14 protein-coding genes are annotated in these 15,811 nt (G+C 62.5%); 4 read left to right on the forward strand and 10 right to left on the reverse strand.

From position 1 onward, the window contains the following. Position 1 precedes the first annotated feature (1 nt). The 3 genes from LMTR13_RS32705 (at position 2) to LMTR13_RS32715 (ending at position 3,371) form a co-directional block, all read left to right on the forward strand. A complete protein-coding gene (locus LMTR13_RS32705; protein WP_065731352.1) occupies positions 2-1,354 on the forward strand; it encodes an esterase-like activity of phytase family protein in 1,353 nt (450 codons plus the stop codon). Positions 1,355-1,500: 146 nt separating this feature from the next. Further along, positions 1,501-2,076, forward strand: coding sequence for an alpha-ketoglutarate-dependent dioxygenase AlkB (locus LMTR13_RS32710; RefSeq protein ID WP_065733154.1), 576 nt, complete (start codon positions 1,501-1,503; stop codon positions 2,074-2,076). A 56-nt stretch (positions 2,077-2,132) separates the two neighbouring features. Continuing rightward, positions 2,133-3,371 (forward strand): DUF763 domain-containing protein, encoded by a 1,239-nt coding sequence (locus LMTR13_RS32715; protein ID WP_065731353.1) that lies wholly within the window; start codon positions 2,133-2,135, stop codon positions 3,369-3,371. A 154-nt stretch (positions 3,372-3,525) separates the two neighbouring features. Here the strand turns inward: LMTR13_RS32715 and LMTR13_RS32720 are convergent, their stop codons facing one another. Then, a complete protein-coding gene (locus LMTR13_RS32720) occupies positions 3,526-5,178 on the reverse strand; it encodes a mucoidy inhibitor MuiA family protein (protein WP_065731354.1) in 1,653 nt (550 codons plus the stop codon). Positions 5,179-5,323: 145 nt separating this feature from the next. Continuing rightward, on the reverse strand, positions 5,324-6,232 hold the full coding sequence (locus LMTR13_RS32725; RefSeq protein WP_065731355.1) for a LysR family transcriptional regulator: 909 nt from the start codon (positions 6,230-6,232) through the stop codon (positions 5,324-5,326). Positions 6,233-6,353: 121 nt separating this feature from the next. Between LMTR13_RS32725 and LMTR13_RS32730 the strand changes: the two genes are divergently transcribed. Further along, complete coding sequence (locus tag LMTR13_RS32730) at positions 6,354-7,556, forward strand: hypothetical protein (protein ID WP_156795880.1); 1,203 nt, start codon at positions 6,354-6,356, stop codon at positions 7,554-7,556. A 141-nt stretch (positions 7,557-7,697) separates the two neighbouring features. Here LMTR13_RS32730 and serA read toward each other — a convergent pair whose 3' ends face one another. The 8 genes from serA to LMTR13_RS32770 all read right to left on the reverse strand — a co-directional run bounded on the left by serA (position 7,698) and on the right by LMTR13_RS32770 (position 15,718). After that, positions 7,698-9,287, reverse strand: coding sequence for a phosphoglycerate dehydrogenase (gene serA, locus LMTR13_RS32735; protein WP_065731357.1), 1,590 nt, complete (start codon positions 9,285-9,287; stop codon positions 7,698-7,700). Between the two features lie 166 nt (positions 9,288-9,453). Next, a complete protein-coding gene (locus LMTR13_RS32740) occupies positions 9,454-10,626 on the reverse strand; it encodes a phosphoserine transaminase (RefSeq protein WP_065731358.1) in 1,173 nt (390 codons plus the stop codon). A gap of 79 nt (positions 10,627-10,705) precedes the next feature. After that, on the reverse strand, positions 10,706-10,900 hold the full coding sequence (locus LMTR13_RS32745; RefSeq protein WP_065731359.1) for a hypothetical protein: 195 nt from the start codon (positions 10,898-10,900) through the stop codon (positions 10,706-10,708). 259 nt (positions 10,901-11,159) lie between these two features. Further along, the gene (locus LMTR13_RS32750) at positions 11,160-11,630 is read right to left on the reverse strand and encodes a GNAT family N-acetyltransferase (RefSeq protein ID WP_065731360.1); all 471 of its coding nucleotides are present in this window, start codon (positions 11,628-11,630) and stop codon (positions 11,160-11,162) included. Between the two features lie 17 nt (positions 11,631-11,647). After that, complete coding sequence (locus LMTR13_RS32755; RefSeq protein WP_065731361.1) at positions 11,648-12,238, reverse strand: glutathione S-transferase family protein; 591 nt, start codon at positions 12,236-12,238, stop codon at positions 11,648-11,650. Between the two features lie 68 nt (positions 12,239-12,306). Then, positions 12,307-13,131, reverse strand: a complete 825-nt coding sequence (locus tag LMTR13_RS32760; protein WP_065731362.1) for an outer membrane protein — start codon at positions 13,129-13,131, stop codon at positions 12,307-12,309. 212 nt (positions 13,132-13,343) lie between these two features. After that, positions 13,344-14,168, reverse strand: coding sequence for an outer membrane protein (locus LMTR13_RS32765; RefSeq protein WP_065731363.1), 825 nt, complete (start codon positions 14,166-14,168; stop codon positions 13,344-13,346). A 290-nt stretch (positions 14,169-14,458) separates the two neighbouring features. Continuing rightward, on the reverse strand, positions 14,459-15,718 hold the full coding sequence (locus tag LMTR13_RS32770; RefSeq protein WP_065731364.1) for an MFS transporter: 1,260 nt from the start codon (positions 15,716-15,718) through the stop codon (positions 14,459-14,461). Positions 15,719-15,811: the final 93 nt, after the last annotated feature.

Below are 15,811 nucleotides of genomic sequence, written 5' to 3' on the forward strand. Positions count from 1 at the left end.
CATGCGCGTGTCGTTGCTCTGCTCTATCGCGTCAGTCTTTCTGGCCGGCGCCGCCTTCGCCCAGGGTGAAGGCGAGTTTCCCGCCACGCTGAAGGGCCACGCCGTGCTGCCGGCGCAGACCTTTATCGACGCGCCCACTGACGCGCCTGCCGATCTCAAGACATCAGGCAAATACACCACCGGCCGCCGCATGGATGCTGTCGGCACCGTGATGGGCAAGTCCTACGAACGCCCGACCGGCGTGTCGCTACCGTTCAAGGGCCAGCCGTTGCAGGGTCATTCCGGCATCAAGGTGATGCCGGACGGCTCGTTCTGGGTGCTCACCGACAACGGCATGGGCTCGCGCTACAACTCGGCCGACTCGATGCTCTATCTCAACCGGCACAAGATCGACTGGTCGACCGGCAAGATCGAACGACAGGAAACCGTCTTCCTGCACGATCCCGACAAGAAGGTGCCGTTCCGCATCCTGCATGAGGACACCGCCAAGCGCTATCTTAGCGGCGCCGACTTCGATACTGAGGGCTTTCAGATCATCGGCGACACCTTCTGGATCGGCGACGAGTTCGGGCCCTATGTGCTGAAGGCCGACAAGACCGGCAAGGTCCTCGCGGTGTTCGAAACCACCGCCGACGGCAAGCCGGTGCGCTCGCCCGATCACTGGTCGGTGCAGTCGCCGGCAGCGCCAGGCGCGAGCTACACCACCGTCAACCTCCGCCGTTCCAAGGGCTATGAAGGTTTTGCCGGCTCGAAGGACGGCAAGTTCCTCTACGGCCTGCTCGAGGGCCCGCTGTGGGATGCCGAGAAGAAGGGCTTTGAAAAAGTCGACGGCAAGGAAGCCGCGCGGATCCTCGAATTCGACGTAGCAGCCGAAAAATTCACCGGCCGCTACTGGCACTACGTGTTCGAGCAGAACGGCCACGCCATCGGCGATTTCAACATGATCGACGCTTCAAACGGCCTGATCATCGAGCGTGACAATGGCGAAGGCACCGCCGACAAGGCCTGCCCGGCCGGCCAGCGCGGCGAGAACTGTTTTGCGGACCTCGCCAAATTCAAGCGCGTCTACAAGGTCGAGCTCTCCGACGCCAATGTCGGCAAGCCGGTGCGCAAGATCGCCTATATCGACCTGATGAAGATCAGGGATCCCGACAAGAAGGCGCGCAAGGCGCTCAATGACGGCGTGCTGACCTTTCCGTTCTTCACCATAGAGAATGTCGATCGCGTCGACGAGGCACACATCATCGTCGGCAACGACAACAATCTGCCATTCTCGTCGAGCCGCGATCCCAACAAGGCGGACGACAACGAGTTCGTGTTGCTGGAAGTGGGCGAGTTCTTGAAGGCGAAGTGAGCGCCGAAGTTCTTGATTGCGGACGAACTCTGGCAATCCCTTCCCGCCCGCGGGGGAGGGATTGCTCGCGTATTTGCTAGCGTCTCTTTATCCCAATCGCGCAGTCCCCATATTTGATGCTTCCAGACATCACAGGGGACGTCGGTTTGACCGAGCAGCTCGCATTTTTTTCCCGGGTAACCGGCTCGCCGGCGGGCCTGCAATACGTTGCCGAATTCATCCAGCCCGCGCTTGAGCGCGAGCTGATTGACCACGTCTCGGCGCTTCCATTGCAGCCGTTCCAATTTGGCGCCTACGAGGGCAAGCGCCGGGTAGCATCGTTCGGGTTCCGATATGATTATACGCTGCGGCGGCTGCAGCCGGCCGAGCCGATCCCTGGCTGGCTCGGTCCGCTGATCGGGCAGATCGAGGCCTATGGCGAGCCCTCGACCAAGATCGCGCAGGTTCTCTGCACCGAATACGATACCGGCGTCGGCATTGGCTGGCACCGCGACAAGCCGCATTTCGGCAGGATCTTTGGCCTGTCGCTCGGATCGTCCTGCAAATTCCGGTTTCGCCGGGCGGCGGGCGAAAAATGGCAGCGCTACACGCTCGAGGCCGAGCCGCGCTCGCTTTATATGATGTCCGGCGAGGCCCGCGAGGTCTGGGAACACAGCATTCCTGCCGTCGAGGCGAAGCGCTATTCGATCACGTTCCGCACGATGGCTGACCGAAAGACCTGACGGCTCGGCTGCCCGGTCTGATAAGCTGGCCGCCGATTCAGATACCGCAGGAAGCGATGGCAAGACGTACCGGCAGCGCCGATCTACCTCTGCATGGCGGGCGCGTACCCGCTTGGCTCGGGGTACGCATGTCCTCGCTCGGCGCGATCATCACTCAGGCGATCGTGCACCATTACGGCCGCGACGAATTCTTAAGTCGGCTGTCGCACCCGTTCTGGTTTCAGTCGTTCGGCGCTGTAATGGGCATGGACTGGCATTCATCCGGCATCACGACCAGCGTCATCGGCGCGCTAAAGCGCGGGCTCAAGCCGCTGGAGCGTGAGCTTGGGATTCATGTCTGCGGCGGCCGTGGCCAGCACTCTCGAAAGACGCCCGACGAGCTTCGCTTGCTCGGCGAACGCACCGGCTTCGACGCGCCCCGGTTGGTTCGCGCCAGTCGTCTCGTCGCCAAGGTCGACAGCGCCGCCGTGCAAGACGGCTTCGACCTCTATCTTCACGGCTTCTTCGTTACCGACGATGGCAAATGGACGGTCGTGCAGCAGGGCATGAACGGCGACAAGCGGCAGGCGCGGCGTTACCATTGGCATTCCGAGCAGCTCGAAAGCTTCGTCGACCAACCACATAGCGCGATCGACGGTCCGGCACAGGGCGAGATCGTCAATCTCACCGACCGGCGGGCGGCGTCATCGCGCTCGGCGCAGCTCGAGTTGCTGAGCGAGATGGGGCCGGATCGCATCGTCAATGAACTGGCGGTTATCGAACGCAAGGAGCCGGCCCAAGCCTTGCTGCCGCATCTGGTGATGCCGGCACATCACGATGTCAGGTCAAGCGACGTGTTCAGCCGGCGGCTGCACGGCACGCTTGCCGCCGCCGCCGAGCGCGGGCCGGTTGATTTTCCGGAATTGCTGCTAACGCCGGGCGTCGGCCTGCGCACCGTGCGCTCACTGGCGATGGTCGCGGAGGTCGTCCATGGCGCACCCTATCGCTTCACCGATCCCGCGCGCTTCTCGCTGGCACATGGCGGCAAGGACCGCCATCCCTATCCCGTCCCGATCAAGGTCTATGACGAAACCATTCGCGTCCTGAAGTCGGCGGTGCAGAACGCGAAACTCGGCCGCGACGAGGAAATGCAGGCGTTGAAGCGCCTGGACGACCAGTCGCGCCGGCTCGAACGTTCTGCGGCCGGGCCGTCGCTCGACGCGTTCATCGCCGGTGAACGCGCGGCGTCGCCGCAGCTCGGCGGACGTTCGGTGTTTGGATGGGAAGCGGAGTTGAAGGCGGTCAAGGGCAAATGAGCACGGGTGCCAAGTCCCTCCCTCTCCCCGCCCTTCGCGGGGAGAGGGTCGGGGTGAGGGGCCATCTCCACAATCACTGCTGTTCGAGTTTACTGAACGATCCTCTCACCCCTGCCCTCTCCCCGTGAAGAACGGCGAGAGGAGAGCTGCAGCCTTACCCCGCCGGCACCATCACCACGCCCTTGTCCTTGGGCCAGCGTATCCGCCACGCAAAGTTGATATCCCTCACCTCGCCAGCCTTGGCCTCGAACGCCCATTCCAGCACGCCGCGTTTGTCGCGGATGTTGCTCGTGGTCGGCGGCGTCGTGGACGACAGCGTTTCGACCTGGATTTCCTCGTTCTCGCTGACCGGCAACTGATCCTCGATCGCGATGCGGATCGGGAAATCATGGCCGTTGCGCACCGTCGTCTTGAACGCGCGCTCGTCGGTCTTCGAGGTCGTCACGATCAGGCCGGCCGATCCCTCGTTGCGCTTGAGAACCGCGCGTTCGATCTTGATCTTGTCGTCGGCGCCGAAGCCGAGCCGCACGGTCTCGTCCTTGGCCGCAGCGGCCATCTGACCGCGGCCGACGAACACACCGTCGCGGTAGATCGAGACTCGCCCAGGCAATAGCGGAGCGTCCTCGTTCTGCTTGAAGCTCGCTTCGAGGAACGCGGTCGGGTCCTTCACCGGCGCGGCGCGCACCGCGAGATCGGGCGCGATGGTCGCGCCGGAGACACGCAGGCTCTTGGCGCCTTCGCTGGCGCCGAGGCTGACGCGGCCGGGAATTTTGAACACCACCTGGAAGCCGCTGACATCCGCCGTGGCCTGCTGCTCCTCGGCCTTCCCGCCCAGCGCCTCCGCCACCTTGGGCGCCGGCGCCGAGCGGAGCCGATTGTCCATCGCGCCGCTGACGGACGCTTGAGGCCGCGGCGGTGGCGGGTACTGCACGATCAGCGAATTGAGTTCGGGCGCGCTGCCGCCGCGCGCGGTGCGCACGGTCGAGACGCTGAGCGCGACGTTCGACCAATCCTCGCCGGTTGCCTGCGAGATTTCGGCGCGGCGCACCAGTTCGAGCGCGGGCTTGCGGTCTTTGGCGCCGGTGTCGAGACGAGCGTCGTAAAGTGGCGTCCAGCGCGCGCTGCGCACCGCATAAGTCACACGCAGCGTCGCCCTGGTCGCGGCCGCCGCCGCGAGCTCGATCCGCACCTCCAGCTTGCTCGGCGGCTTCTGCGCCTTGTCTTGTTCGAGGCGCGCGATTTCGCGGTCGAGTTCGCGCTGCTTGCGCTCGGCCTCGCGGATAGCAGTGTCGGCGCTGGCGATTTCCTCGCCAACCGCAGCAAAGGCCGCGCGCCATTCGGCGATCGGCCGCGCCTCGCCCTTGTCGCCGATCCCGGCCGGAGACGTATCGGCAAATCGCTCGGCGAATTTGCGCCGCGCGGTCGCCGCATCGATCGCGCCCTGCAGATCGACCCGCGCGTCCTTTAACGCTTCGATGCGCTTGTCGAGTTCGGGCAAATTGACCGGCGGCGCTGCGCGCGGCGGTTTTGCGTCGATCGCGCCGATCGTGAGCTTTGCGCCGGCTTCGCCTTCGACCCGCAGCGACGACGGATCCAGCGTCAGCGGAAAATCCTTGAGAACAGCCGAATTCTCGCCGGCCGGCAGATCGAGCGTGACGAGGCGCGTGACGCTGGCGCCATCGGGATAGACGGTGACGGCATCTACCGCTGAGCTGGCGGCGATGTCGGCAGCCCGCGCCGGCACGGCGGCCACCGCCGTCAGAACGACGAGGCTCGCCGTCAAATAGCTGTTCGCATTCAATCGCATGGAATTTCTCCTGAACCGCGCTTGATGGCAGCGCGCGAAAAGCCCACCACCCCGATGATGAGACGTAGCGAGTGAGAAACAGGTTCGATTAGGATTTGCGGCAAGACTACGGCAGACGACGCCTCAGCGAATCCCGATCCAACCGCTAGACCCCGGAGTTATCGAACAAGCCGAACAGCCACTCGACGCCGGCATCCAGCATCGCAACCTTCGGGGCGATGGCGCGGAGTTGAAAGCTCCGCATCGGCAACGGTGGATCCATGCCGACCAGACCGAAGCGGGCGCCATGGGCATCAATAAGGCCCTTCGGCAACGCGGCGATCAGATCGGTCTCGGCAACAACCGCCAGCATGAGCATGAAACTCGGAACGGTCATCGCGACACGGCGGGACAAGCCTTTGCTTGCGAGTACGTCATCGACATAGGCACGCGTATCGCCGGCAGGCGACACGATGACATGTTGCATCTCGCAATAGCGCTTCAGCGTCGGTTCGTCCGCGAATGGATGCCCTTGTCGTGCAACAATCTGGAATCTGTCTTCGAACACGACCTTGGACACGAAACGGGCAGGAACTTCATCGATGGGTACGACGGCGACATCGATCGCACGCGCATCCAGCTCGGCGAACGCCATGTCGCGCAACACATATCGCAAAGCCATATCGATCAACGGCGCGTCCCGCTGAACGAGCTTGAGCAATTGCGGCATCATCACCGCGGCGATCGCGTCCGGCGCGCCGATCGTGAAGCGACGTTTCGAGCGGGCGGGATCGAACGGCTCCCCCATTCCGATCACACGCCGCGCCCGCGCGAGGACGTCGGCGATGGAGTCGGCAAGCTCGAGTGCGCGCTCAGTCGGCACCACGCCCTTCGGCGCCTTGAGGAATAGCGGGTCGTTGAACTGGTGCCTGAGACGGTTGAGCCCGTGGCTCACCGCCGACGGCGTCACATGCAGCCGCGCCGCCGCCCGCGCGACGTTGCCCTCGGAAAGCACGGCTTCGAAGACCGGAAGCAAATTCAGGTCGACTCGAGCTAACTGAATATCCTTCATCATATTACTGAAATTATATACGGAAACTAATTTTGGAACAATGGCGACCAAGGATCATGCGGCGATCAACAAACCCGCTGCACACGGAAAGCAATGTTTTTTCAAACCCTTATGGAGAAATGCCATGTTTACATCTGCCAACCATCTCACCTCTCGGCTCCTGCAGAGTGCAGCGGCCTCGATCCTCCTGTTAATGGCCGCCAGTAGCGGCGCTCATGCCCGCGCGAACGGCACGATCGCCGGCAACGGCTTCAGCTCTACCATCCTGAAGGTCGTTTCCGAGAATGGAACGTCGTGGACCAAGATCGAGGGCAGCACCATCAGCCTGCCCGTCAAGGTCCACATCACAACGCCGTTGTATCCCATCGTGAACTACAAGGTGCGCCAGCTCGGCCACCCCGAAGGCATGTACTTCGTCAACGTCTCCCCCGATAAAAAGCACGACGATGAGGTGAGCTTCTCGACCACCTATGAAGGCTCGACCGACTTCATGACGGCTGCGGAAAAGCAGGCCATCATTGCGGCCTGCAACAAGAAGCTCGGCGAAGGAAAGGGCATTCGCGAAAGCCACAACACGTTCGGCTCGGTCGGCGTCGAGCTTATCGCCTCGTTCCTGAACCCGGGCAATGATGTCGGTCCGCTTCCTTCGGGCGGACTGGGAGCGCCGCACAAGCATACCGGCAACGTGGTGGTGCCGGTGGAATGCGAAGGCAAGCATGGCAAGGCCGATGACGTCGTCGCCAAGGAGCCGAACTTCAGCGTCAAGGACATCCACCTGCGCTTCATGACCTCTGCCGGCCATGTGACGAGTCCCAACGCCGGGGCGAAATGCCAGATGACCCACGCCCGCGTCCGCGTCGGCACTAGCAAGCCCGGTGGGGTCAAGTTCAAGCTCTGGACCAAGGTCGGTAACGAGCCGATGCAGAGTCAGTTCGTCGAAGCCTGGTCGTCGTTCGTTTCGCCGGGCAAGTACGAGGCGGTCTTCACCAAGAAGATCTCGGTGTCGAAGACGACGAGCGTGCAGGCGATGGCCGAAGACAAGACCAACCCGATCGGTCAGTCGACCGGATGGAAGCAGGTCTCGCTCGACTGCACGGGCGCAGGCGGCGGCGGTTTTGCAAGCACGCCCAACAACGCCAATCCCGACAACAGGACGCACGCGCTGCCGCCGCGGCCGGGCCGCATCCTGGGTGGCGAAGCAAAGCCGCTGCCCGGTGCCCCGCTGTTCCGCCCACGGCTCGGCGAAGCCAAGTTTGCGCCGAAGCCGCAGGCTAACGCAACCGGAGCGAAGGATCGGTTTTACCCATCCAAACCGCACGTCAACTAAAGCATGATCCGGGAAAGTGGACACCGGTTTTCCGAAAAGATCATGCTCGAAAAGTCCGGCCAGGACCGTTGACTTCTGACGCTCCCGAGCGAACCTCGATCCCATCCGTCGAGGTTCGCTCAGCGTTTTGAAGCGGGGTGGCTAGAACGCCAGCGCCTTGGCCTGCTTCACCTGGGGCAGCGCCTGCACCTTGGCAAGCACGTCAGCCGGCACGGGACCGTCGATCTCGACGAGTGCGATGGCGTCGCCGCCCTGCTTGACACGGCCGAGATGGAAGGTGGCGATGTTGATCTTGGCGTCGCCGAGCAGGCTGGCGAAGCTGCCGATGAAGCCGGGCTTGTCCTCGTTGGTGACATAGATCATCGACTTGCCGAACTCGGCGTCGACCCGGATGCCCTTGATGTCGACCAGCCGCGGCTTGCCATCATGATAGACGGTGCCGGACACCGAGCGCTCCTGCCGTTCGGTGGTGACGGTCACGGTGATCAGGCTTTCATAATCGCTCTGCGCCGCGCGCACGATCTCGTCCACCACCATGCCGCGCTCCTTCGCAACGACCGGCGCCGAGACCACGTTGACCTCACCCAGCATCGGCCGCAGCAGGCCGGACAGCACCGCCGAGGTGATCGCCTTGATCTTCATCTCGGCGACATGGCCCTCATAGGTGATCTGGGTCTTGAGGATGCCGCTCTCGGTGAGCTGGCCGGCGAACGAGCCGAGCTTTTCGGCGAGCTCGATGAACGGCTTCAGCTTCGGCGCTTCCTCCGCCGTGATCGAGGGGAAGTTGACCGCATTCGAGATCGCGCCGGTGAGGAGATAGTCGGACATCTGCTCTGCGACCTGGAGCGCGACGTTCTCCTGCGCTTCGGTTGTGGAGGCGCCCAGATGCGGCGTGCAGATCACGTTGGGATGGCCGAACAGCACGTTCCTGGTGGCGGGCTCCTCGACGAACACATCGAAGGCGGCGCCAGCAACATGCTTGGAATTCAGTGCGTCCAGCAACGCCTGCTCGTCGACCAGGCCGCCGCGGGCGCAATTGACGATGCGAACGCCCTTCTTCATTTTCGCGAGCGCCGCCGCGTCGATGATGTTCCTGGTCTTCTCGGTCAGCGGCGTATGCAACGTGATGAAATCGGCGCGCTTCAACAATTCGTCGAGCTCGACCTTCTCGACGCCGATATCCTTGGCGCGCTCCGGCGACAGGAACGGATCGAACGCAACCACCTTCATCTTCAGGCCGAGCGCGCGGTCGGCGGCGATCGAGCCGATATTGCCGCAGCCGATCACGCCAAGCGTCTTGCCGGTGATCTCGACGCCCATGAAGCGGTTCTTCTCCCACTTGCCGGCCTGCGTCGAGGCGTCGGCCTGCGGAATTTCACGCGCCAGCGCCAGCATCAAGGTGATCGCGTGCTCGGCAGTCGTGATCGAATTGCCGAACGGCGTGTTCATCACGATGATGCCCTTGGCGGTCGCCGCGGGAATTTCGACGTTGTCGACGCCGATGCCGGCGCGGCCGATCACCTTGAGCTTCTTGGCCTTGTCGATGATCTTCGCCGTCGCTTTCGTCGCGGAGCGGATCGCCAGGCCATCGTAATTGCCGATGATCTCGGCGAGCTTTTCCTTGTCCTTGCCGAGATTGGGCTCGAAGTCGACCTCGACGCCTCGATCCCTGAAGATCTGCACGGCAGCGGGAGACAGCGCATCGGAAATGAGAACTTTGGGTTTGGTCATCTGAACGTTTCCTTCACCCTCCCCTGGAGGGGGAGGGTCGGCGCGCAGCGCCGGGGTGGGGTGAAACTGTCGATTTGAAATTCGCTGTGCGTCGGATGCGGAGAGATCACCCACCCCGACGCACCTACAGTGCGTCGACCCTCCCCCTCCAGGGGAGGGTCAGGCTTCAAGCCGCCTTCGGCAGCGCAGCCTTGGCTTCGGCGAACGCCCAGTCGATCCACTGCGTCAGCAGCGCGACGTCGGAGGCTTCTACCGTTGCGCCGCACCAGATCCGCAGGCCCGCGGGCGCATCGCGGTAATAGGCGAAGTCGTAACCGGCGGCTTCCTTCTCCACCAACGCAACCAGCTTCTTGGAGAATTCGGCCTGCGCGTCCGCGGTCAGCGAGGTGATCGCGGGATCGACGAACTTCAGGCACACCGAAGTGTTGGAGCGGATCGCGGGATCGGTGGCCAGGAAGTTGATCCACGGCGTCTTCGCCTTCCAGTCCGACAGCACCTTGGTGTTGGCGTCGGCGCGCGCGATCAGAGCCTTCAGGCCGCCGATCGATTTCGCCCAGTTCAAGGCATCGAGATAATCCTCGACGCACAGCATCGACGGCGTGTTGATGGTCTCGCCCTCGAAGATGCCCTGGTTGAGCTTGCCGCCCTTGGTGAGGCGGAAAATCTTCGGCAGCGGCCAGGCCGGCTTGTAGGTCTCGAGCCGCTCCACCGCGCGCGGCGAGAGGATCAGCATGCCATGCGCGGCCTCGCCGCCCAGCGCCTTCTGCCAGGAGAACGTCACCACATCGAGTTTTGCAAAGTCGAGTGCTTGCGCAAACGCAGCCGACGTCGCGTCGCAGATCGTGAGGCCTTCGCGGGTCGAACTGATCCAGTCGGCGTCCGGCACGCGCACGCCTGAAGTCGTGCCGTTCCAGGTGAAGACGATGTCGGAGGCCGGATCGGCCTTGCTCAAATCAGGAAGATCGCCATAGCCGGCGTGCAGCTTGGTGACGTCCTTGAGCTTCAATTCCTTGACGATGTCGCTGACCCATCCCTCGCCGAAGGATTCCCAGGCGATCGTGGTGACGGGGCGAGCGCCGAGCAGCGACCACAGCGCCATTTCGACCGCGCCGGTATCGGACGCCGGCACGATGCCGATCTTGTAGTCGGCGGGAACTTCAAGCACCTCGCGGGTCAGTTCGATCGCGAGCTTGAGCTTGTTCTTGCCGATCTTCGCGCGGTGCGAACGGCCGAGGGCTGCGTCCTTGAGATTTTCGGGATTCCAGCCGGGGCGCTTGGCACAGGGGCCGGAGGAAAAATGCGGCACGTTCGGCCGCGAAGCGGGCTTCGCTACGGTCATGATCTATCCTTCCAGATAGTAAGCCTCCCGTTGGGGGGAGGTGTCCCGCCGCGGTCATTAGGGGAATCGGGCACGATCGTCAAGAAGCTTCGGGTGCTTCACGCTCGATTGATGGGTCCTCGTCCGCGCAAGGAGCCGGCTCCTGCTGCAGAAGTTCGGCGGCATCGGTGACCAGCTTGGCAGCCTCTCGCCGGCTCGAGACCTTCAAAATGCTGGTCTTCCCGGCCTGCACGACATATTCGTCTCCGATCCGGACTATCGAATATTTTTTCATTGGAAATCCCCAAGCTGCCCAAAGCCCCATGGGAGACGCCGGCATAGCGGAGACTTTCCGGTCCGTAAAATCACGGACGCCTGCGTAGTTTATCGGCTGTTAACCGGATCGCGTAGTGAAGACTACCTCAGACATTCGTCGCAAGCGCGCTTCAACCGCGGTTGGCTGACCTTTATTCTGACGCGTTTTCTTTACGCGAACCGGATTCCACCCCCGGATCAAGTCCGGGGGCATGCTTCGCTCGAAAACGCTATGGCTATCAAAATCGCAGCGTCATGCCGACATGGCTGCGCGCGAAGCCGAGCCGCTCGTAAAATCGTTGCGCGTCGACGCGGGTCTGATGCGTCAGCAGTTCGACCAGCTTGCAGCCCCGCGCGCGTGCCTCTGCAACGGCCCACTGCACCATTTGCTCGCCGATGCCGCGGCTGCGGCAGTGGCTGGCGACGCGAACGTCCTCGACCAGGCCGCGTGAGGCACCCTGCGAGCTCAACCCCGGCAGAATGCAGAGTTGCAAACAACCGACCACGGCGCCCTCGCCGTCTGCGGCGACGACGAGAAGGATGTTCGGGTCGCGGTCGACCGTCTCAAAGGCTGTGAAATAGCATTGCGGCAACGGATCTCCGATCCGCTCGCGCGGCCCGCCGAGCGGATCATCCGCCAGCATGGCGACGATGGCACCGACGTCCTCGCGACGCGCGCGACGGATGGTGACGTTCGAGATGGCAGACATGACGATTTCCGGTGAAGTCAGCGCGCCGGCGGGAGGCCGAGGAATTTTTCGGTCTCGCCGATCCAGCGGCGCACCGCGGCGTAGCCGTCGAGATGAAAGCCGCCTTCATGCGCCACGCGGGTATAGGCCAATAGCGATATGTCGGCGAGCGTGACGGCGTCGCCGACCAGGAACGGCGTCAGCGCAAGCTGGTGCTCCATCCGCGCCAGCGCCGCATAGCCGCGCGTGACCTTTTCAGGGTCGAGATCAGAGGCCGGCTTCTTCAGGTAGAACATCTGGAAGCGGCAGACGGCGATGTAGGGCTCGTGGCTGTATTGCTCCCAGAACAGCCACTCGTCCATCTTGGCTGCCGCGAATGCATCCTGCGGAATGAGACGAGAACCGCGGGCGAGATAACGGATGATGGCGTTGGATTGCGCCAGCGTGCGGCCGTCGTCGAGTTCGATTGCTGGCACCTGGCCGGCGCTGTTGAGCTTGAGGAAGTCCGCCGTCCGCGTCCCGCCCTGGAGGGTGTCGACCGCGACCCAGGTGTAGGGCAGCGCGAGATGGTCGCAGACCCATTTCACCTTCAGGCAATTGCCGGAATTGGTATCGCCGTAGATTTTCATGTGCCGCCCCTCGTTAGGGCGACACTGCAACAGGCGGCGGCAATTCTGTCAACGGCGCCGTGGCGGGATCAGAATTTGTAGCCGAGGCCGGCGCGGACCGTGTTGACGCTGGTGTCCACCGAAGAGGTAAAGCGTACGTATTCCCATTCCGCGCGCATGAACAGATTCGATATCAGCATTATCTCGGTGCCGAGACCGAACGAATAGCCGTAGATCAAATGGCTGTACTGGCCATCGCTTGCGCTGATATCGAACGGCACGTTGTCGAAAGGCGGCGGAGCGGCCGGATTGACCTGAGTTCCGTAAACACGGGCGGTGCGAATGATATCGGCCTGCCCTAGCGCTATGCCGGCAAACATATAAGGGAGAAACGAACCGTAGGCGTAGCCGCCGCGGACCCGAAGCGTTCCCATGTCGGAAATATTCATCCGCGCAGTCCCTTCATAGGTGGCGCCGACCGTGTACCCGGAAGGAAGCGTGAAGATCCGCGACATGCTGCCAGTCTGCGAGCCGCCGAACTTGCCGTGCGTGTAATTCAATTCAACGCCTATGACGACGTCGGTCCACTGGAAGTTGTAACCGACGAATCCGCCGAACCCCTCTCCGTGAGCCGAAACTTTTCCCATGATCGGCCACTCAGATATTCGCTGGATCTGCTCCATCTCCGTGCCGTCCAAGAGGCGCGCTGCGATGGTCCTCGTCGAATTCGCAAAATTCATGTTGGAGGTGCCATAGGCGGCATGTCCGCCGATGTAGCCGCCTTGCCAGTTCACTGTGCTGGTGCTCGGCCCATCGGTGAAGCTGCCGCGGAGAAACGGCAGGTCCGGCATATCGGCCGCCCGGGCGACGCTCGCCGCTCCGCACAGCACAGCCACAAGCAACAATCGACGCATTGCAACGCTCCATCAGACACCCTGAACTTGCGTTGATCATCGCCTGTTAACCTTAACCAATCGTTGTCGCGTGCACCGATTGGGCGCAATCTTGCCGGAAAGCCGACAAACATTTTCGCGTGGTCGCAGCTCCTGCATCGCGATGCGCCAAAAGCGAACGGCGCGGGAGAGGCCCGCGCCGTTCGACAATCGTTAACGAAGGAAGGTCGCGATTAACCTTTGCGGATCAGCGGCGGCGGCGCGTAGACCTGCGGGCTGGTCAGATCCCAGCGCACGCCGAGCTTCAGGTCATGCGAGGTGATGTTCTTGAAGGTCGTCGGATTGTTGATGGCGTTGGTGCCGTCAAACGTGCGGAGATCGCCGGTCAGGCCGTCGCCCATGTCGAGGTAGCGATACGCGAGTTCGACGGTGAAGTTCGGGGTGACCTTGTAGGCGATACCGGCATGCGCGGCCCAGGCGAAATTCCACTTCGCGACGTTGTCGCCGAAAGCGAGACTGGGCGATGTGACGCCGCCAATATTTGTGATGCCCTGGTCGGTGAAGTTCGCGATCGAAACCCGTGCTCCGCCGACACCGGCGCCGATGAAAGGGGTGATGCACCACCACGTGCCGAGATCGACATAGGCGTTACCAAGCACCACCCATTCCGACTTGGTGGCGTGATAGGTATCGGTGCCGAAGCCACCCGGAAAGGTGATGACATCTTTGCCGAAGAACTGCGAATTGCCGCGATACTCACCGGTCACGTCAGCACGGAACCAATTGTTGACCTTGTAACCGACGCCGAGGCCGAAAATGCCAGCGGTGCCGAAGCTGTTCGTCTGCACCGACGAAGTAGTGGTGGCATCGAGCGCATTGTTCAGACGATCGACGCGCTGATTGCTGAAGCCGATATCGCCGCGCAGATACCAGCCGCCGAAATCCTCGACCACCGGAGGAGCATAAGGGGGCGGCGCAATCGCCATGTCGGCAGCAAACGTCGCCTGGGACAACAAAGTGGCCGCACCGGCGGCAATGAAAGACTTAACGCTACGCATGGGCTTCGTCCTTTGTCCGGTGAGGCTGACTGCAAAAGGCCCCACTTCAAAAACTCACGGAAGGACGATGCCATTAAATGCTTAAGCGGCGCTTAACCCTAATTTTTAAGGTTGACAATCTCTGACTTTTTTCGCGGCGCTATTTTTCAACGCGAGTCCCGATGCATTTTGCAACACGACAGATGAGGCGCAACGCGCCACACGTCCTAACGAAGTATTGAGAAGCCCGCAGCTGCGCCGTTAAGAATTTATTGATGCGGCGAGTATGCGCTCGCCCTCGCGCGAACTCATCAGTGCGCGTGCTTCGGCATCTTCGGCAGGAACACCGCGAGCAATCCGAGCGCGGGCAGGAATGCGCAGAGATGATAGACGAAGGCGATGCCGGTGTTATCGGCAAGCTTGCCGAGCACCGCCGCGCCAAGCCCGCCGATGCCGAAGGCGACGCCGAAGAACACGCCGGAGATCATCCCGAAGCGATGCGGCATCAGCTCCTGCGCGAACACGATGATCGACGACGTCGCCGACGAAATGATCAGCCCGATGAACACCGTCAGCACCGCGCTCGCGTAGAGGCCGGCATAAGGCAGCGCCAGCGTGAACGGCAGCGCGCCGAGGATCGAGAACCAGATGACGTATTTGCGCCCGAAGCGATCGCCGAGCGGCCCACCGAAGAACGCGCCCGCAGCGTTGGAAGCAAGAAACAGGAAAAGATAGAGCTGGGCCGCCTGCGTCGAGACCTGAAACTTTTCGATCAGATAGAAGATGTAGTAGCTCGACAGGCTCGACACGTAGAGCTGCTTCGAGAACAACAGCGCGACCAGCACCGCGAGCGCGATCTTTACGCGCCGCGAATCCGGCAGATCGGGATGACGCTCGACCGCAGCCGATTTCTTCGTCGTGATCTGCGGCTTGTACCAGGCGCCGATCCGCCACAGGATCACGATCGCCAGAAAGGCGATCGACGAAAACCAGGCAATCGAGGGCTGGCCGAACGGCACCACGATCAGCGCTGCCAGCACCGGTCCCATCGACGTGCCGAAACTGCCGCCGAGTTGAAACACCGATTGCGCCATGCCGTAGCGCCCGCCGGAAGCCAGGCGCGCGATCCGCGCCGACTCCGGATGAAACACCGCAGAGCCAAGCCCGACCAGCGCCGCCGCTATCAGGATGATCGGATAAAGATGCGCGACGCTGAGCAGCAGCAAGCCGAAAAACGTAAAGCCCATGCCGATCGCGAGCGAGAACGGCTGCGCCTTCTTGTCGGTGAAATGCCCGACCACGGGCTGCAGCAGCGACGCAGTGAACTGGAACGCCAGCGTGATCATGCCGATCTGCGCATAGTCGAGCGCGTAGGCATCCTTCAGGATCGGATAGACCGAGGCAATCAACGACTGCATGGTGTCGTTGAGGAAATGCGAGAAGCTGATACCGGCCAGCACGACGTAGGCCGGTCCTGCCACCGCCGCTTTCGCAGCGAGGACCGGCGCCGCGTCCGACACGACCACCGGCGCGGTCGCGGTTTCCTCCGTTACGATGACGGGCTTGTTCAACGGCGCATTCCCAAAAGGATTCGCTGACGCAATGCTGCCTTTTACGTCGCACGCCAGGTTGCGACCAGCAGCAATAGCCGATAGCTGCGATGC

It is taken from the genome of Bradyrhizobium icense (assembly GCF_001693385.1).
GTDB lineage: Bacteria > Pseudomonadota > Alphaproteobacteria > Rhizobiales > Xanthobacteraceae > Bradyrhizobium > Bradyrhizobium icense.